The organism is Pseudomonas spirodelae (assembly GCF_034653255.1).
GTDB lineage: Bacteria > Pseudomonadota > Gammaproteobacteria > Pseudomonadales > Pseudomonadaceae > Aquipseudomonas > Aquipseudomonas spirodelae.
In genome coordinates this window covers 13,746-31,962 of sequence record NZ_JAYEET010000006.1, presented here as the reverse complement: position 1 = coordinate 31,962, position 18,217 = coordinate 13,746, and the positions used below count along the sequence as shown (strand labels likewise).

Genomic DNA, 18,217 nt, shown 5'->3' with positions numbered 1-18,217 from the left:
AAACTCATTATTACCGCAGGCAAAATCGCCATTGCGCACCGACGGCATAAAAGTCGCTGGAACGCGCAGATACATTTGCGCCAGACCCTGCTGAAGAAATTCCGCCGAGTCGTCGCCCGAGCAATTGCCGATTACCACCGTACTGATATTCTGCCTTGCATGGACAGTCTTCTCGGTCAATCGAAAATAGGCGCATACCAAGCCTGGCGTACGGTCATGAGCGATAACAGCTAACAGCTTAATGAATAAATATTTCTCTCAGATTTCTGTTTATGTTCGCGAAAATATGAATCCCGCGACATCACTGTCTCGTTATGTCTTTTTCGCCAAAGAAGAATGTCGAGCGCATGACCTTAAGTACCGGCTCTATGCGTGGGTCATAAGCACCTTCGCGTTGCCGGATCAGCTCAATCCACGGGTAGGTTTCAGCACGCGCCTCCATGCGCGCCACCAACTCTTCGGTCGTGCAAATGACTTTTGCCGGATTACCACCAACCACAACGCCCGGCGGCACATCCTTGGTGACCACTGCTCCCGCAGAAACAATGGAATCCGGGCCTATATTGACACGCGGCATGACAATAGCCCCATAGCCGATAAAGCAATTGTCGCGTATATCGATGGGACCAACTGAATCAAGTTTTTTATCAAAGCGGGCATTAAGTATACGGATCACGCCGTCATGACCAAGCAACGTACAATCAGCCAAGGTGACATTGTTACCGATCCGCACCAAGGTGGGATCGGTAATATTACAGCCAAGGCTAATCCGCACGCTTTTGCCCACAGAATGTAACCCGCCCCAACGGGCCAAGTACTCGGCCCACTCGAAAGCGCTGGGGCTGCACAGCCGCTTATATAGCGAACGTCCACGCCCGGTTCGTCTGGCGATAAACGCCACTGCCCGCCTACCACCCCAATCATTCTGTTTGCCTCGAAAGACCAGCGCTTTACAAAAACCGACAACAGTGACAATCACTCTCTACGACCAGACATACCGCTCACGTAGAAGATTCAAAAGCAATCCTTATGCCATAAAGCAAAATACAAAAATTTCACCATACACTTACCTGTATCAGCAGCATTCAGGTGTCTCTGCTTACTAAACCTTCATACGCTCATCAAGATGATCGGCCAGTCTCAAGGCAAGTTGCAGGATAGGCATAGTAGGATTACAGGCACCGCCTGTAGCAAAAATACTGCTTCCAGCCACATACAAATTATCCACACCGAATACTTTGCAATTCTTGTCGACTACGCCATGTTCAGCAGTTTCTGCCATTCGTGTAGTCCCCATGTGATGGGCATGGGGGTTAACGTCAAGCGGCAGATCGCTGTCATAGATATTTTCATGTAATTTGACGAAACCAAGACCCGCTTCGGAAAACCGTTTCGCGACTTCAAGCCCGAGCGTTTTAATAGTCTTTCGATCTTCGGGGCTAAGCTCCCAGTGCAGGTTTGCTTTGCGCACCCCTAACCCATCACGCTCATCAAGTAATGAGACACGACTTTTCTGGTTAGGCACCTGCTCAATTAACGTGCTAATCAACCCATCACCCGGGCAATTGAACTTTGCAATAAAATCAACTTTATCGGCAACACCGATTTCACACGCTATATTCTTGAAAAAATCTTTTATCGCAGCTGTGCGGCCATAAGATTTAACCTCAGCAAGCAACGAAAAAGTCATATTCCCTTTACCAACCTGGTGCTTCTCGATAAAGGCGTCCGTGGTGAAATATTGACGTCGCGACGTACCCAAATCACCGGCCAGAATAAAAGTCCCAATATCAATATTCAGGTGCTCCATAAAACAGCTACCCGTAATACCGTCCTGACTGGTAACCCCTGCAGCAAGCAAAGACTCACTATTCAGTAGCTGTCTCGCATTCTCGATTGCACCCGCAGCCAGCACATAATGCCTAGCCTTGATATTCCCTCGTCGCAGATCGTAATCAGACACCACTACAGCCGCTATCTCACCCGTCTCGCTAGCAAAGTCCAGATCAACACAATTGCAATTAATAAATACTTCCAGTCCTTCGGTATCACGCAACGCTTGGTCGTACTTCTGGGCAAATCGTGTCGGCGGGCTGAGCAAGAAACGGTCAGCATCAAAATCACCGCCGGGCAGAGCCTCATTAATAGCCTTGAAATCAGACTTGGCAGGCAAGTCCAAAATATCCATGGCTTGCGCCAAGTAATGCTCAATTTCGGAAAAGGCTATTGGCCAACCGGGTAGGCCACCAGCAGTCGGCATGGCGAAATCAGACCGCTCAAAGGGCCGACAACGACCGGTCCAGTGGTTAGAGGTCCCACCAAGAAAGCGCAAGCGCATTGCATCGACGTATGCATTGAGCCCCGTAGAGGTGGATTGATAAAGTGCTTGAGAACGCGCCGAGTATTCATGACCGCCGCCCTCGACTAGGGCTACACGCCAGCCATTCCCGGCCAAACGCAACGCCAGCGTAATACCCGCAGGCCCACCGCCTACAATGCAGACGTCGTAAAGCTCAAGGAGCTCTTTCTGAGACTGGTAATCTCTGATCATCTTGGTGCCTGCCGAAAATACTGGGCTGGCAACACCCATCCATTGACAACTACAAAACCCGAACGCTCATCCGCAGGTAACTCAATAATCTTGTGAAGCCCCCATGTCGCCGCCCCCACGCCCAAAAGAGCCAGCACTCGAAGAAAGCCTCTACGCCCAATGCCAGTTTTTCTTTTATCAATAGCTTGCATAAACCAAAGCTCCATATGCATTTAATTACAAAAGCACAAGAATATAAATTTACGTAGAGCACCATCAAACACTCATGAACGGCCGCTCACTTCTGCATCCAACAACCACAGACACAGGCGTTAAATATATTCTAAAAACCTCATCAGCAGCGCTCCGAATAAAGCGCCTAGCGGCAACATCGGCAATACAACAAGCTCGCGCCTCATATCGAATAGACCCAAGCGGCGATTTATAAACACAACAAAAAAAACTGTAGGGAGCGCATACAGGGCAACACCCCATACTGCATAAGTCGTGCCGCCCAACGCCAGCAGCAACGGCAGCAACGTCCATAGCGAAACGAAGCGGATGATGTTATCCACAGCCAGATATTTGGTTAAGCCCAAGGCAAGCCACGCTTGGTGAGCCAGCGTGAAGCGCAAGGTAAAAAGAGACAGCGACAGAATGGCCAGCTTATTGCCCGCATCGGCATAACGCGCATCGTACAGCCAACTGATAATCAGCGGGCTAAGCGTCAATAGCAGGCCACAGGCAAATAGCAAAGCAAGATCGATAAACAGCCGGAAGCGGTAATACAAAGCGCGCAGTCGCACCGCATCGCCACCTCTTGCCAGCTCACTCAAGGCCGGTAGCGCCACTGCCGCAGCCAATCGACGCACGGCAATTTCGATGGCCCCCAGTAGCAGCACGGCAATGGAGTAAACGCCCAGCTCGGCGGCCGACATGCTACCGCCAAACCAAATACGATCGCCATGGGCGGCCAGCACTCCTACCGCCGACGACAGCAACACCCAACGCCCGAAAGCGATCAGCTCCTTAAGTGCCGAACTGTCCCATTGCAACCGGTTGGCTGGCCCATGAAACCAGACATGACTGAGCGTTGTGCTGACCATGGTAGCCGCCAAACCGGCAGCCACCAGCGACCATATCGAGCGGGTAAAATAGCCTATAACAAGCATAACCAGCAGCCCGACAAGCTGCGAAGAAAACTCAGCAATAACCACCTTACGCTGCTGGAAGGAGCGAAAGGCCAAGGCCAGCTTGGTCGACTGGAACCCGGTCATCACTGCGGTAAAACCGGTGACCGCTAATACCAGAGGCAACTCAGGCGCTGCATAGGTCGAGCCCGCAGGCGAGAGGTTGATAACTTGCGCATACCAAGCAAAGCTTGCAACCAACAGCGACAGCGCGAAAAGCACAAACCCACGCAGAATCTGTACCGTCCAGGCGGTATTGAGAAACACCGGATCATTGCCGCGAGGGCTCTGGATAATGTTCTGGCGCAAGCCCATGTCGGACAACAAGGCGAGAACCACCGCAACAGTGGTGGCGATGACCATGACGCCAAACATTTCCGGCATCAGCAGGCGAGCCATGATGAGATTGCCCCCCAAGCGCATCGCCTGGGAGGTTACTAGGGCACCTAAATTCCAAACGCTTGCAGATATCGCCCGCCTGCGAAGGTTCATAGATGGTGATATATCACCGGAAGCCATAACATCGTTCCCTGATTCAGTGGCTAGCAAGTTACCATACTGGCCATTAGGACATACATCTTCCCCCACCCATAACCCAGGTTTTTTCGATACCCCATGCCTGAGCACTTACGCGCACTCATCGTCATTCTGGTTCTGGCCTGCATCGTTTTTGCCTTTGCACGCAGCCCAGCTGCTGATCTGATCCCAAACAGCGACTTCAAACGTCGGCGTAACCTTTGGTTAGCATTGTCAGTTCTGGCTTTTATTTCACACAGCTTTTGGCTCTACGCATTGATTACGGTGGTTGTGCTGACCATCGCCCAGCGGCGTGAACGCAACCCTTTGGCCCTGTTCTTCATACTTTTATTCCTCATACCACCTGCACCCGTGCCAGTTCCCGGATTCGGCTTGATCAACTATTTCTTCATACTTGATCATTTACGCCTGCTTGCACTGTTGATTTTGTTGCCCGCTTTTGTAGCGTTAGCCAGGCGATCAGGCACACTGCCGTTTGGCCGTACCTGGCCAGACAAACTGCTGGCGCTGCACCTGCTGTTGAGCGCCCTGTTGCACCTGCGCGAAACCACACTCACCGATACCTTACGTCAGACGCTGTACCTGTTCACCGATGTATTTTTGCCCTATTACGTAGCCAGCCGAGCACTCAAGCAACTCAGCGAGTTCAAGGACGCGATGCTGGCATTTGCCTTGGCGGCCATGGTGCTGGCACTGATTGGCGTATTCGAATATATCCGCCACTGGCTGCTGTATAACTCGTTGATCGATGCCATGGGCATGCGCGGGGGCATGTCCAATTACCTGGGCCGCGGCGGCTCACTACGAGCAAGCGCCAGCACGGGGCAAGCCATTGTGCTCGGCTACGTAATCAGTGTGGCGATAGGCTTCTATCTGTTCTTGCACTCCAGCGTGCGCAGCCGGTTGCAGCAACGCCTCGGCGCCCTGTTGCTGGCCGCGGGTTTATTTGCACCACTGTCGCGCGGCCCCTGGGTCGGCGCAGCCGCGATAATCATGGTGTTTATTGCCACTGGCCGCAACGCAGCCAAACGCTTGATGCTGTTGGGACTTGCGGCACTACTCTCGCTCCCCCTGTTGAGCATTATCCCGGGCGGCAACAAGCTGATCGATTTACTGCCTTACATCGGCACACTCGAGAAAGGCAACATCACCTACCGCGAGCGCTTGTTCGATAATGCAGTGATTGTCATACAGCGCAACCCCTTACTCGGCTCGGTCGATTTCCTCAACACACCTGAAATGCAATCAATGATTCAGGGGCAAGGCATCATTGACATCGTTAACACCTACCTCAGAGTGACATTGGAGAGTGGATTGCTTGGCCTGGCACTTTTCGCCGGTTTCTTTGCAACCGTTGTGTTTGGCATTCGCAAGTCTCTGCGCACCTTTCAGGATAAAGACGATGAAACCTTGCGGCTTGGTCGCGCATTATTGGCTACCCTGCTAGGGGTGCTACTCACAATTACAACTGTAAGCAGCATTTCAGCAATCCCTGTGGTGTATTGGTCTCTGGCAGGGCTTGGCGTTGCCTATATTCAGATGGTGCGGAGCCTTAAACCCCTTCATGTGACAACCCCGGTTGCCACTTAGCTTTATCTGCGCACCGGCCAGGCGGCAAGCCTGCGAGTGCCCATTTTTCAACCAGGTGACGCCCATGAATGCTCTTCTGCGCCGCATCAAGACCCTCTTGTTCCTTTTGCCCCTGGGCCTTTCCCCATCCGCTGGCTGGGCATCAGACTGGGTCGCCAGCGTGGATGAGCGCAGCGGCTTACCGCTGCTGATGCAAGGCGGAAACCCCGCCATTTCGGCCTCCCTGAGTTTCTGGGGAAGCAACTGGGCCTGGGCCTATATGCCCACCGAGTTCAAGGTAGCGGCACCTTATCGCTATACCTTGGCCGGCGAAAACAAAGCGTTGGATTTCAAACTATCCGCCAATATTCAGAAGGACAATCAACAGACCTTAACCTGGGAGGTCAGCCTAGACGCTAAAAGTGCAAAGCAAGACGTGATCGGTGGCGGCATCATTTTCAAATTTGACCTGGCCACCCTTGGCAGCGAAATGGGCGATCCGGTATTGCTACCCGACAACCGCGGTTGGTCCTGGGGGAAAACGCCTGATAGACAAATCACAATGCATGTTGAGCCCGCCCTGGCCAAAACGTATTTTGAGAAGGGCAACAAAACCCAGCTGCGTGCATTTTTCATCGAAGGCGCCATCACACCGGGCGTCAAGAACTTCAAGGTCACTTTGACCATTGACGGCGACATAGCCCTTGGCCCTACCACAGCCGAGCGTTTTGGTTTAGTCGACCCTAAAACCTGGCCCAGCGATAAAGTCGACTGGAAAACCTCCCCGGTGGATCTTTCCTTCCTCAACGAACAAGAAAAACCTGCAGGCAAACGTGGTTTCGTCAAGGCATCGGGCGAACAGCTGCTATTTGCCGACAATACTCCCGCGCGCTTCTGGGGCACAAATCTGTCGGCTTACACGTTATTCGGCACCCCGGATGATGCAATTAAACAGCAAGCCCGCCGCCTTTCGGCGTTGGGCTTCAATCTTGTGCGCTTGCACCACCATGATTCTGCCTGGGTAAACCCAAATATTTTTGGCGACAAAAAGTTCATAAGCAATACCCAACAAGTGAGCGCCGAGGCACAGGCAAAACTTGATTGGTGGATAAAGTGCCTGAAAGATGAGGGTATTTATGTCTGGCTTGACCTGCATGTAGGACGAACACTCAAGGCCGGCGACAACATCTACGGCTTCGATGAGATACGTAAAGGTAAGGATGAGGCAAGCCTAAAGGGCTACGCCTACGTCAACATCACCATTCAGCAAGCAATGAAGCGTTTTGCCGAGGCTTATCTAACCCATGTGAACCCACATACCGGCCTTGCCTACAAGGATGATCCAGCGATCGCCGCTGTATTGATCACCAACGAGAACGACATTACCCACCATTTTGGCAATGCTCTTTTGCCAGACAAGAAGGTGCCTGAACACAGCGCGATTTATATGAGCGACGCAGAGAACTTTGCCCGCCAGCACAATCTACCCAAAAATAAAACCTGGCGTGCCTGGGAACATGGGCCATCGAAGCTATTCCTCAACGATCTGGAACAACGCTTCAACGTGGACATGATTCAACACCTGCGTGAACTGGGCGTAAAAGTCCCAATTGCGACCACCAGCACGTGGGGCGGCAATGGACTGAGCTCTCTTCCAGCCCTTACGGCAGGCGACGTAATCGATGTGCACAGCTATGGCGGTGCAGGTCAACTGGAAAAGAACCCACTGTCTAGTGACGGTATGCTGCATTGGATTGCCGCAGGCCAAGTGGCAGGCAAACCACTGACAGTGACTGAGTGGAACGCCGAACCCTTCCCGACGCCGGATCGCCATACGCTGCCGCTCTACATGGCGGGTATGGCCAGCCATCAAGGCTGGGATGCCATGATGCAATATGCGTACAGTCAGGAAAGGTTGGCTGGGCAACGGATATCGGCCTCAAACTGGCACGCTTACAACGATCCGGCCCTGCTAGCAACCCTTCCTGCTGCGGCACTCATGTACCGCCGTGGCGATATTCGCGAGGCGCTGACAACCTACGTATTTGCACCGACGGCATCCACCTTATTCAATCAGCAGATCACACCCAAGAACTCAGTTGCACTGCGAACCGCCGCCGAGAAAGGTAAGCTGCAAATTGCCATGCCCTACACCACGGAACTCCCGTGGCTTGAGCAAAGCACCTTACCCTCCCAGGCTCAGGTGATAAATGACCCCAACCAGTCGCTGCTCAATGCCAACGCAAGTGCGTCAACCTCAGATACGGGCGAGCTGAAGCGCAACTGGCAGAAAGGAATCTATACCATCAATACGCCGCGTACCCTGGCTGCGACAGGCTGGATAGGCGGAGAGTCGATCACCCTTGGCGCGATCAATATTCAGGTCAATACGCCTAACGCCAGTGTGGCGGTACAGAGCCTGGAGCGCGCGCCTGTCGGACGGTCCAGAAACTTGCTGATATCCTTGGGCACCCGTGCCGTCCCTAGGGACGGCAACAAGACTCCGTTTTATGTAGAGCCGATCAAGGGGACCCTGACTATCCAGGCCCCCGAGGGCTTGAAATTGTTCAGCAATGGCATCCTCGCGCAAATGAAGGAGCTACCAGTGACCTACAGTGGCGGGCGCTACACAATCCAACTCGACGGCAAGCAGGTGTCAAACTGGCTGTTTTTGAGGTAGCAGCCAGGCCGGGATGGTACTGATTTCCCTTGAGGAAGAAGGGCTGCTCTTGGCCTATGTGTAGCCGCTGCGGGAACACTGGCCGCTGCTTTTCGTAGGAGCCGCGCCCTCGCGGCGAATGCAATGGGCAACACCGAAGCCACTGGCTGGCGGCAATCGCTTCGCCCCGGAATCTGGCTCACCGAGGTGCAGCGTGGTGGCTTGCACAGGCTGCGACACGATTTGAGACATAGCCTAAATTTTCTACACTGGGCGAATCTCGAGCCGCGCTGAACAGCACCGATTTGCAGGATTTTCAGGAGAGGTAGATGAAGTTTCTGGTTGTAGGCGGTGCGGGTTATATCGGCTCTCACATGGTCAAGCATCTGCTTGATGCGAATCACCAGGTAGTAGTGGCGGACAACTTCTCTACGGGTCACCGCGCGGCACTGCTCGGCGGCCTACTGGAGGAGCTGGATATAGCCGATGCTGCGGCGCTTGATGCCTTGTTTGCGGCGCACCGTTTCGATGCGGTGTTTCACTTCGCCTCATTTATCCAGGTCGGCGAATCCGTTAGCGAGCCGGCCAAATACTACGCGAACAACTTTTGCGCGACCCTCACCCTGCTCCAGGCCATGGTGCGTGCGCAGATTAAGCACTTCATTTTCTCGTCGACTGCGGCAGTCTATGGTGATCCAGTCTATGTGCCTATCGACGAGGAACATCCCAAGGCGGCGATCAATCCCTACGGCCGAAGCAAGTGGATGGTGGAGCAGATGCTGGAAGACTTCGACCGGGCGTACGGGCTGAAGTCGGTCTGCTTACGCTACTTCAATGCCGCGGGTGCTGATCCTGAAGGCCTGCTGGGTGAACGCCATGAGCCGGAGACCCACCTAATTCCACTGATCCTGCAGGCAGCCGCTGGTCGTCGACCCGCAATCACCGTGTTCGGCCGTGATTACGACACCCCTGACGGAACCTGCATCCGTGATTACATCCACGTTGCCGATCTTGTCCAGGCACACGCCCTTGCCGTGGACTATCTGCTGGCTGGGGGGGAAAGCAATGCGTTCAACCTAGGTAATGGCCAGGGATTTTCAGTACAGGAAGTGATAGATACCGCATGCCGCGTAACCGGTCGAGCTATCGCCGTGAACGATGCCCCTCGCCGTGCGGGGGACCCGCCGCGTCTTGTCGCTGACGCCAGCAGAGCCAGCACCTTGCTTGGCTGGCAGCCACGATTTGCATCGATTGAACAGATCGTGATGCATGCCTGGGCCTGGGAACAGCGCTACCCATGGACAGACAAGCTGAGCTAACAACAGGGGCTGCGTGCAGCCCTGTGCTGTTATCCGCCCTTCGTTCGGTGCTGCGTAATCGAAACGGGGCGTTTCGCCAGTTGCGATTGTTAGTAGCTGTAAGTGCGCGACTCAATTTGGGCTTTGTTGAGCACCGTACCAATCAAATTAGCCGCCGGCAGATGGTGCAAGCAGTCCTCGATCTCTTTCTTGCTGTTCATGCCATTAGCGACGACCAGCAGGACGCAGTCGACTTTCGGCAATACCGCTATAGCATCATCAGTACTCAGCAAGGGCGGTAGGTCAAAAATAACGATGCGTGAGTCGTAGCGCTCGCGCAGATCAGTGATCAAGTTGCCAACCCCTGACGAGGAGAGCACTTCAGTGGAGTGCAGAACCGGCCTGCGCGTCGGCAACACAACAAAGCGCGGCAAAGATGGATTGACCAGAACATCTTGCAGAGATGCCTCACCGGCCAGCAAATCGTTCAGTGATTGCTCCATCGGCAGGCCAAGGTAAGCGCCCACCTTCGGGCGACGCAGGTCGAAATCGACCAATAACGCTGTCTTGGTCGTGTGATGGGCGATGCTCATTGCCAGGTTGATGGCCACTACCGTTTTGCCGGCCTCCGGGGTGGGAGAGGTGATCGCGAGGGTACGCCAGCCATTTTCTTCCATGATTTTCAGAACCTGCGTGCGCAGCAGATCGAAAGACCAGCCCATATTCGAGTTTTTGTTGTAGGCAACAATCCGGTTGCGCTCAAGGAGATCCGCGCGCAAGGAAACGACCCTTGTCTGTACATAGTTGAGCTCCCCCAGCTCTGCAATAGGCTGCGAAGTCGGGGTCAAGACCTGTGTCTTGGCCATAAAGTTGGGGGAGGCCTGCTTCTTGGCTTTCTCGATGGCTTGCTTGATTCGTTCCATTGCTATTTGCCTTACTCAAACCGGGCCAGAGCTTTGAATACCAGAAGGTCCAGCGGCATGTATAGGAGATGCAGTAGCACCAGAGAGGCCGTAATGATCAGGATCGCAGAAACAACCATCATCGCCAGCCACCTCCTACGACGTGTCAGTTCAGCCGGAGTAGAGATGTAGGGAATGGAAGCCAATACGCGCCTACCCAACACACTGGTCAGTGCGTCAGCACCACGAACTCGCTGGTTCAGGGTTTCCAGAAACACTACTATTCCCCCCGAACCGGCCAGGGCGAGGAAAAAACCCAGGGCTGCAATTTTCTTGCGATTGGGTTTGACGGGCTTTTCTGGCATAAGCGGCGGTTCGAGAAGCACAAAACGCTCGGCCTTGTTTTCCTGCTCGAGGTTTTCAGAGATCTGCGCACTCATCTGCTTCGTGCGAATCTCCTCGTACTTCTTGCGTGCGTTCTCATGGTCACGCATCAAAGTGACCAAGCCGCGCTCAATTTGTGGCGTCTGCAAAATTTGTTGCTCGTAGCCTTCTATCTTGGCAAGCAAAACTTGCCTCTGTGCGGCAAGTGACACAACGCGCGCGTTAGCGGCCGCTATTTTGGCCTGAACTCTGGCAACCTCCAAATCGCTTTGCGATAAGGCGCTCTCACCGTCGCTACCGGATGCTTCGAGCGCATCAATTTGGCGTTTGAGAGCCCGCACATCAGGGTGCGCTTCTTTATAAAGGGAGAGAAGCTGGGCGTACTCGGCTTTCAGACTGGCCAAATTAGGGGACGTGCTCGCAGTCGGGTAGGCCGATCCTGTCTTGGCTGTTAAGCCAGCGTTTGCGGCGGACAACTCCAGATCCAGAAACCGCAGTTCTTCCTGTGCCGTCTTGTAGTCCCGATCAACTTCTTTCAACTCCGCCTCTGTGCGTGACAACATGTTCATGCGCAGTTCTTGATGTTCTGGCAGAGCGTTACCGTTGTCTTGCTTGAAAGCAGCAAGCTGATTTTCCAATCTTTCTAGCTCTACCCTGAGCTTGTCTGCCTCGCGGGTCAGAAACTCTGTGGTTTCACTTGCACGTTCGGTCCGCTGCTTGATGTTCTCGTCAAGAAACAAGGTAACCAGCTCGTTTGCCACCTTGTTCGCAATATCAGGCTGCTTATGCTCAAAGGCAAGGCGGAAGGCAATAGTAGCCATGCCGCGCCCCTTGACCTCCGCATTGACCAGCGACACGCTTATTGCAGCGCGCATTTCATCAATCTTCTCGGAAACCGTCAGTACTTTCCCATCATTGCTAAAGAGTCGGTATTTGTCGACGATACGCATCAGGTGCTCACGGGTCATCACTCGCTGGCGAATGATCTCGATACGCTCGTCGGCATAGGTCGTATTGCTCGCAGCAACCAGATCTGCAGAAATCTGCTGAGACTCAACGAGAATAGTGCCCGTTGACTGGTAGACAGGTGGAATAGTGATGGCAATGACCAGGCTTACACCGAGTATGACTGCAAAACTCAGACCCAGCAGAAGGGCTCGACGCTTGATTACGGCCAGGTAATCGTTGAGCGACATTTCGTATTCAGAGTTCATAATAATCACAGAGCTGGAATTCAAAAATCGGGGTGATTATAAATCAAGGTCACCCCAAGTACGTTTGCGCTGGCATCTGGACGGTCATCTTGCTGACGTTGTCTGTACGCTAGGGAAAGGCGAGCAACCCAGAATGGCGAAAGCTCCTGGCTGGCCCATAGATTGATTTGACGCATGGTATTGGGCGCGGTGCTTTTACTATCTTGCAATGAGGCATCAAGACCCGCTCGGAGAGTCTCGCTAACTGCGTAACTCCAGCTAGCACGCAGCTGGCTCACCTCGGTAAAACCGCCCTCCCCGCTGGTAATAGTACTACGACCGACGTCGATACTTGTATCAAAACGCTCACCGATATAGCTCAACTCAAAGCCGCCCTGCCAGCTGGGGCCGCCTTCGTCACCTGAGACCTGATTGACACCTGCCCGCAACACACCTTGAAGTTGCTCAGAGATAGAGAACCGCAGACCGCTCATGGGGCCATATCGGGTTGAGGATGCCGTTACAGTCTCGCCCACCGGCTCATAGCGACTGAGCGACACCTCTGCATAGGGCTCGAGAAGCTCGCTCCACCCATAGCTCCAACTGAACTTGGTGGATAGCTCGTCATAACTGGTAAGCGAATCGACATCGTACCTGACACGTGTGTAGTCGGCATCGCTAGCCAGTGTGCTGCGCTCGCTGATGGCGGCACGCCAGTTTCCGGCCAATTTATATTTCTTGCGCGTACCATCACCAGCGACCACACCGGTCTCTTCAAGCTCGCTGAAGAGCGTGGAGCTCTCATCATACTTCGCCGTAAGACCAAAACCACCCCTCTCGGTCTCGCGCTGCCACCCCAGTAGCAACTTGGGATCTTCACGGTCCAGGGCAATGGATTGGTCGGAGGATCGCTCGAGATTGAGGCCGATGCCGAAGCGGAGCTCGTCCAGGCCAAAAGCACCTATGAGGGTGTAATCCGGCGCAATGGTTGTGCGGGTTACTCCTTTCTCATCCTCAGCATCAAGCCGAGGATTGCTGTCGTGCTCGGTAGTCATAGGCAGCGCAACCGTGGCCTGCCAGCTGGCCGCATGGGCCACGCCTGAAGACAGCAACACTAGGGAAGCCGTCATCACTTGTGCAGCTCGTCGCAACCTCATCTTTGATATATCACGCAAGGCTAGGGCACAACCAATGTATCACCGGCCTGGAGCTGGATATTGGTGACCATATTACGCCCAGAAATCAGGTCCTTGTAATCAATCGGCAGGATCTCCTGACCCTGACCACTGTGACGTATAATTTTTATTTCACCCTCATCGGCAAACTTGTCGAGGCCGCCCGAAACACTCAAGGCCTGCAATACCGAGGTTGGCCCCGTCAACACAATCGGACCAGGCTTCGTTACTTTACCCAACACATAAACGAGGTTGCCTTCGATGCCGGTGACGACAACACTGACACTCGGATCAGGCAAATACTCCTCGAGTCGATCCGAAATCATCTGAGCCGCAACAGTGGAGTCATGCCCGGCGACCTCGACGCGGCCCGCGAGGGGGAAAGTAACACTGCCGTCAGGCAGCACACGCACTTCCATCTGCAAGCTTTCTTCACGCCAAACGGAGACCAGAACGACATCACCCGGATTAAGCAGATAAGGCTCGACTTTTTCGTCGGCAGAGGCAAACCCGCAACTGACCGCCAGCATGACGAACGTAAGCAACAACAAACGCAACATCGGGATGTCTCCGATTAGATAGCTTTACTATCGCTCAATAAAAAAGGGGAGGTCTCCCCCCCCTTCATCAAGCCAGAGCAATTTTCAAGCAGCGACCATGTCGAGCTTCTTGGCAGCAGCCAGTTTGCGACGACGCAGCACACCAGCGCCCAGAAGGGCAGAACCGAACAACAGGGCGGCACCTGGCAGAGGCACAGTCGCATCGAGCAGAAGCGTTGAGTTAAAATCATTGTCAAGGATGTTGCTTACGCCAAATACCAACGGGCCGTTATAGTTAACTTGCGGCACCCAGCTGTAATACTGCCAGCCGCTGTCACCGTAATCACCTACAGTCGCCACGCTCGCGAGCAGATTGTAGCCAGCATCGGTGATTACAAACGAAGTGTCATTGTACGGCAGGTAATCACCCGCAATAAAACGCCACATGAAGCTATAAGTCTCTCCGGCAACCAGATTTGCTGTCTGGAATAGGCTTTGGCTGCCTGTTAATTGGCCATACGAACTGCCTTCATATGCCAGCGCAGGATTACTACCTACCGTACCCGAACCGCCCCAAGAAGAAAGGCCGCTTTCAAAGCCCATATTCGGGATGCTAGCAGCAGTAGCCACTTGAGCGGAGGCTAGCAATACTGCCGCCAAACCCAGTTTTCGAATCATTTTCATAATTACCTCTCAATACCGCGAAAGTTTAGACGCCGCTGTTTTTTACACCTTCCGTCGGCTGGCAACTACAATAAAACCAAACAACGCGGAAGCAAATAACCATGCTGCTGCAGGTAGCGGCACAGTATTCGGTTGAGCGGTATAGATGACGGACGGGCCGATCAGACCTATACCCTGGGAATTTAAACCAACCCTAAGACGGCTTTCGACAAGCACCGCAATCATTCTATCGATTGAACCAGCACCGGCCCAAACCCCTAGAAAGCCGCTCGACTTATCCGCAGCACTGAACTCATCACGCAGAAGCCATTCACCTTTAAGGCTCTGCACATCATGCTCACGAGACAGAGTGCTTAGAAGACCAATAGCGCTAATGCTAGGAAGACGTGCAGGCTTAGACTGAAAACTGAAGGGTACACCCGCGTACAAGTCGCTGCGATGCAAGATGTTTCTTGCCTGCTCACTCTCCGATGCGGAGCCAGCGGCTTGGGCACAAGAAACTGACGCACCGTTCAACAGCAGCAGCAACACCAACGATTTGGTTAGAAGCACTAGGCGCATCACACACTCCCTGTGCACGGGTTGTATCACTGAACATAAGGAAATACTTTTTACGTGTTGCGATCCTATAGGCACAACGCCAGCACGTCAACAGCACGTCGCACGGATAAAATAAAATAAATCTATCGCCAAAAACGCCAAAAAAACGCCGCACCAGAAAATATCGCACTTGTGTTTTTACGGACCATCGCAGTGACACGAGACCATAGTGCTACATCCATCATCACACAGATGTAGGAGCCTCACCTAGGGGCGCGGCTATAGCGATTCAGTGACTTCAACGCTGCCCATGGCACTCGCCGCAGAGGTGCCTTTCACAAAACATCGGCACAGTCTAAGCATCACGTACCCCCTGAACGAAACCTAAAAGGCGTGGGGCGCCGTCGCGCGGCGATGCTTCAGATCGGGGCTTAAAAAGGCCCTGCCCCTGGCAAAACTAGGTTTTGCACGAAAAGCGCTGCCCTCGGTACCGCAGAATGCTGGCCAGTGCGGCCAGTGCGGCCAGTGCGGCAGAACTTCTTGCTAGCTTGTCGTAGTGAGCGCCGATTCTTCGACTAGCCTTCAGACAGCCGAACATCCGCTCGATGATGTTGCACTACCGGTATTTCGGCGATCAAACAATCTTCGCAGTCCCGGTTTGGGCTCACGCCTCACGGCTCCCAGCGGAATCACAGCCCGCATCCGATAACGATCGCAGTACTGGCGCAGGTAGGCGGGGCCGTAGCGCTTGCCGACCAGCAACCTGCGGCAGTGCTCGCGAGGCGACCAGGCCTGTCGAGGATGCGAACCTGGTCCAAGTGCGCCTAAACGCTCGAGATTTCGCCGAGCTAGCCGGACGACGAAAAAAAGCAGAGGCACGCCCGAGACATCGCAGAGCATGTGGATCCTAGTAGCTAAGCCGCCTCGGGTACACCCAACATATACACCTTTCCCGGCACCATAAGAACCGCGGGGTACTTGTACCGCTGTCGGATTGATAATCCTTATATCTAGATCAATCAACCCTTCTCGATTCAAGCGAATGTGCAAACACTCCAGAACTTGATCGAAAGGGCCATTATCCGGCCAGTATCGAAGCCACTGATAGACAGTCGACCATGAGCCGACTTCTCTGACAGGTCACGCCACGCTGCGCCCGAGCACAAGACCCAGAGGATGCCATGCGTCCCCTAGCCGATAATGGCGACGATTCTACCTGTAGGAACTTTCCGTACAGAGCCTAGTAAGCGTGCTTTCCGGTGAACGCAAATACAGTGCGCAGTAAAATGACGAAATCGAGCCACAGCGACCAATTATTGATGTATTCGATATCAGACTCAACCCGCTGCATCATTTGTTCTATATCCTTTGTTTCACCGCGAAAACCACGAACTTGGGCCAACCCGGTAATACCCGGCTTGATCTTGTGGCGAGCGAAGTAATCAACAATACCGTCCGAATATTCCGCATCGTGTTGAATGGCATGCGGGCGAGGGCCGACCAGCGACATTTCGCCGACCAGAACATTGAACAACTGCGGTAACTCATCAAGGCTTGTCCGACGAATAAAAGCGCCAACGCGAGTCACCCGCGGATCATTCTTTTCTGCCTGTTTCACGACGCCGTTTTCGATCTGATGAACGACCATACTGCGAAATTTCCAGATGCGAAAAATCCCACCGCTCCAGCCCATACGCTCTTGTCGAAAGAAAACCGGTCCTGGGCTATCTATCTTTATGGCAATCGCCACAATCAATAATAAAGGGGCAATGAAAATCAAGGCGAGGGAAGCCAGCAGTCTGTCCTCAAGATTTTTAAGAAACAGGCGCATCCCCATCAACGGAGTTTCAGACAGCGTAAGTACCGGTATACCGGCGATTTCACGGACACTATGATTAATCAAACGCAATGAAAATATATCGGGCACCCAATTAACCGCGATGTGCTTACCAAGCAACTTAAGGTATACCTCCTCAATGACTTCGGAAGCATCCAAGGGGGTGACGAAATACACAGTGCGAATAGAGTATGTACTGATCAATTGATCTAGGTCGGCAATAGTGCCCAGCACTGCCAAGTGCCGCGAGCTTTCCACAGGAGCTATGTCCTGCTCATCCGCACTGATCAGCACACAGCCAACCATACGTTCACCGAGCCATGGATTGTTGCTGATTTTCTGATGAAGAAAACTGGCCAGCCGCCCGGAACCGATAATAAGGGAGTTGTCCAACTGCGTAGGGTTATTCAAGAATTTCTTCTGTACTTCGCGCATCGCAACATGCAGCAAAAGCTGAACAAAGAATCCAATAATATATAATTGTCCTACCAACAATCGCGAATACTGTTCGCTTTGCTTGGTCAGGAAGGCCATGGCAACCAAAAAGGCAAACGTGGCGCTCCACGCCTTGAACAACTTGAACGCTTTCAGGGTTAATCCGACATTACTCCGGTAAATTGCATAATGGTCACAGACGACAGCTAGCGCCCCCAGCAACATCAGCAACATGATGACGTAGGCTGGAGTCAAGTATCCGATATGATAATTGATCAGCCCCCAGGTAATACCGGTCACAGCCAGGCCGTCGAGACCTGCCTGTATGGTGTTGCTGGTACTGCTGCGCCGCTGAAGGATCGACCGCCGACCACTGGGTTGAAACGTCATGCTGACACCATCGTATATTGGAGCACTGGAACCCTCACCACCCAAACAACAGGTGACCACATAGTGTTATGCGTTAGCTAATCAGTATGCCACTAACATTCTCACGACGACACTCAAAACAACCCCCTGTCGATTTATATGCAACCCCACCAACTTTTAAAAATATATTTGAGCGAAACAAAGTCTAGGCTCATAGCTCTGCAGGCAGACTAGAATAGACCAGACCAAACAGAGACTTGCCCTAGCTACAGGCTGAACTCGCCACGTTCGAGATCAAAACCTGAACCTGAAAACTAACCAGGCAATGATATATAACCGCGTATTCCAATCGCGCACCGTAAATTGCATCGCCATT

14 protein-coding genes are annotated in these 18,217 nt (G+C 53.2%); 3 read left to right on the top strand and 11 right to left on the bottom strand.

Annotated elements, in window-relative coordinates:
• Positions 1 to 301: 301 nt before the first annotated feature.
• The 4 genes from SOP97_RS02665 to SOP97_RS02650 all read right to left on the bottom strand — a co-directional run bounded on the left by SOP97_RS02665 (position 302) and on the right by SOP97_RS02650 (position 4,239).
• Positions 302 to 946 carry an acyltransferase gene (locus SOP97_RS02665; RefSeq protein WP_322948159.1) on the bottom strand — a complete coding sequence of 215 codons (645 nt, stop codon included), beginning with the start codon at positions 944 to 946 and terminating at the stop codon, positions 302 to 304.
• A gap of 156 nt (positions 947 to 1,102) precedes the next feature.
• Positions 1,103 to 2,551, bottom strand: a complete 1,449-nt coding sequence (locus SOP97_RS02660; protein WP_322948144.1) for a GMC family oxidoreductase — start codon at positions 2,549 to 2,551, stop codon at positions 1,103 to 1,105.
• A complete protein-coding gene (locus SOP97_RS02655; protein WP_322948143.1) occupies positions 2,548 to 2,742 on the bottom strand; it encodes a hypothetical protein in 195 nt (64 codons plus the stop codon). Before SOP97_RS02655 ends, SOP97_RS02660 begins: the two co-directional genes overlap by 4 nt.
• Before the next feature lie 120 nt (positions 2,743 to 2,862).
• On the bottom strand, positions 2,863 to 4,239 hold the full coding sequence (locus SOP97_RS02650) for an oligosaccharide flippase family protein (protein WP_322948142.1): 1,377 nt from the start codon (positions 4,237 to 4,239) through the stop codon (positions 2,863 to 2,865).
• Positions 4,240 to 4,335: 96 nt separating this feature from the next.
• Here SOP97_RS02650 and SOP97_RS02645 point away from each other — a divergent pair, with 96 nt between their 5' ends.
• The 3 genes from SOP97_RS02645 to galE all read left to right on the top strand — a co-directional run bounded on the left by SOP97_RS02645 (position 4,336) and on the right by galE (position 9,804).
• A complete protein-coding gene (locus SOP97_RS02645; protein WP_322948141.1) occupies positions 4,336 to 5,847 on the top strand; it encodes an O-antigen ligase family protein in 1,512 nt (503 codons plus the stop codon).
• 64 nt (positions 5,848 to 5,911) lie between these two features.
• Complete coding sequence (locus SOP97_RS02640; protein ID WP_322948140.1) at positions 5,912 to 8,506, top strand: glycosyl hydrolase family 5; 2,595 nt, start codon at positions 5,912 to 5,914, stop codon at positions 8,504 to 8,506.
• A 308-nt stretch (positions 8,507 to 8,814) separates the two neighbouring features.
• Positions 8,815 to 9,804, top strand: a complete 990-nt coding sequence (gene galE, locus SOP97_RS02635) for a UDP-glucose 4-epimerase GalE (protein WP_322948139.1) — start codon at positions 8,815 to 8,817, stop codon at positions 9,802 to 9,804.
• Between the two features lie 89 nt (positions 9,805 to 9,893).
• Here galE and SOP97_RS02630 read toward each other — a convergent pair whose 3' ends face one another.
• From SOP97_RS02630 to SOP97_RS02595, 7 genes are all read right to left on the bottom strand, one after another.
• Positions 9,894 to 10,649, bottom strand: a complete 756-nt coding sequence (locus SOP97_RS02630; protein WP_322948158.1) for a CpsD/CapB family tyrosine-protein kinase — start codon at positions 10,647 to 10,649, stop codon at positions 9,894 to 9,896.
• A 68-nt stretch (positions 10,650 to 10,717) separates the two neighbouring features.
• On the bottom strand, positions 10,718 to 12,283 hold the full coding sequence (locus SOP97_RS02625) for a GumC family protein (protein WP_322948138.1): 1,566 nt from the start codon (positions 12,281 to 12,283) through the stop codon (positions 10,718 to 10,720).
• A 20-nt stretch (positions 12,284 to 12,303) separates the two neighbouring features.
• Positions 12,304 to 13,419, bottom strand: coding sequence for a hypothetical protein (locus tag SOP97_RS02620; RefSeq protein WP_322948137.1), 1,116 nt, complete (start codon positions 13,417 to 13,419; stop codon positions 12,304 to 12,306).
• Between the two features lie 20 nt (positions 13,420 to 13,439).
• Positions 13,440 to 13,997, bottom strand: coding sequence for a polysaccharide biosynthesis/export family protein (locus SOP97_RS02615; protein ID WP_322948136.1), 558 nt, complete (start codon positions 13,995 to 13,997; stop codon positions 13,440 to 13,442).
• Between the two features lie 84 nt (positions 13,998 to 14,081).
• Positions 14,082 to 14,660 (bottom strand): hypothetical protein, encoded by a 579-nt coding sequence (locus tag SOP97_RS02610; RefSeq protein WP_322948135.1) that lies wholly within the window; start codon positions 14,658 to 14,660, stop codon positions 14,082 to 14,084.
• A gap of 42 nt (positions 14,661 to 14,702) precedes the next feature.
• Positions 14,703 to 15,221 carry a hypothetical protein gene (locus tag SOP97_RS02605; RefSeq protein WP_322948134.1) on the bottom strand — a complete coding sequence of 173 codons (519 nt, stop codon included), beginning with the start codon at positions 15,219 to 15,221 and terminating at the stop codon, positions 14,703 to 14,705.
• Between the two features lie 1,219 nt (positions 15,222 to 16,440).
• Positions 16,441 to 17,862: an undecaprenyl-phosphate glucose phosphotransferase gene (locus SOP97_RS02595; RefSeq protein WP_322948133.1), complete on the bottom strand. Its 1,422-nt coding sequence runs from the start codon at positions 17,860 to 17,862 to the stop codon at positions 16,441 to 16,443.
• Between the last annotated feature and the right edge of the window lie 355 nt (positions 17,863 to 18,217).

Bases quoted from the DNA above. Each gene is read 5' to 3' on its own strand.
- SOP97_RS02660 (WP_322948144.1), bottom strand. From the start codon at position 2,551: ATGATCAGAGATTACCAGTCTCAGAAAGAGCTCCTTGAGCTTTACGAC.
- SOP97_RS02655 (WP_322948143.1), bottom strand. From the start codon at position 2,742: ATGCAAGCTATTGATAAAAGAAAAACTGGCATTGGGCGTAGAGGCTTT.
- SOP97_RS02650 (WP_322948142.1), bottom strand. From the start codon at position 4,239: ATGGCTTCCGGTGATATATCACCATCTATGAACCTTCGCAGGCGGGCG.
- SOP97_RS02645 (WP_322948141.1), top strand. From the start codon at position 4,336: ATGCCTGAGCACTTACGCGCACTCATCGTCATTCTGGTTCTGGCCTGC.
- SOP97_RS02640 (WP_322948140.1), top strand. From the start codon at position 5,912: ATGAATGCTCTTCTGCGCCGCATCAAGACCCTCTTGTTCCTTTTGCCC.
- galE (WP_322948139.1), top strand. From the start codon at position 8,815: ATGAAGTTTCTGGTTGTAGGCGGTGCGGGTTATATCGGCTCTCACATG.
- SOP97_RS02630 (WP_322948158.1), bottom strand. From the start codon at position 10,649: ATGGCCAAGACACAGGTCTTGACCCCGACTTCGCAGCCTATTGCAGAG.
- SOP97_RS02625 (WP_322948138.1), bottom strand. From the start codon at position 12,283: ATGAACTCTGAATACGAAATGTCGCTCAACGATTACCTGGCCGTAATC.
- SOP97_RS02620 (WP_322948137.1), bottom strand. From the start codon at position 13,419: ATGAGGTTGCGACGAGCTGCACAAGTGATGACGGCTTCCCTAGTGTTG.
- SOP97_RS02615 (WP_322948136.1), bottom strand. From the start codon at position 13,997: ATGTTGCGTTTGTTGTTGCTTACGTTCGTCATGCTGGCGGTCAGTTGC.
- SOP97_RS02610 (WP_322948135.1), bottom strand. From the start codon at position 14,660: ATGAAAATGATTCGAAAACTGGGTTTGGCGGCAGTATTGCTAGCCTCC.
- SOP97_RS02605 (WP_322948134.1), bottom strand. From the start codon at position 15,221: ATGCGCCTAGTGCTTCTAACCAAATCGTTGGTGTTGCTGCTGCTGTTG.
- SOP97_RS02595 (WP_322948133.1), bottom strand. From the start codon at position 17,862: ATGACGTTTCAACCCAGTGGTCGGCGGTCGATCCTTCAGCGGCGCAGC.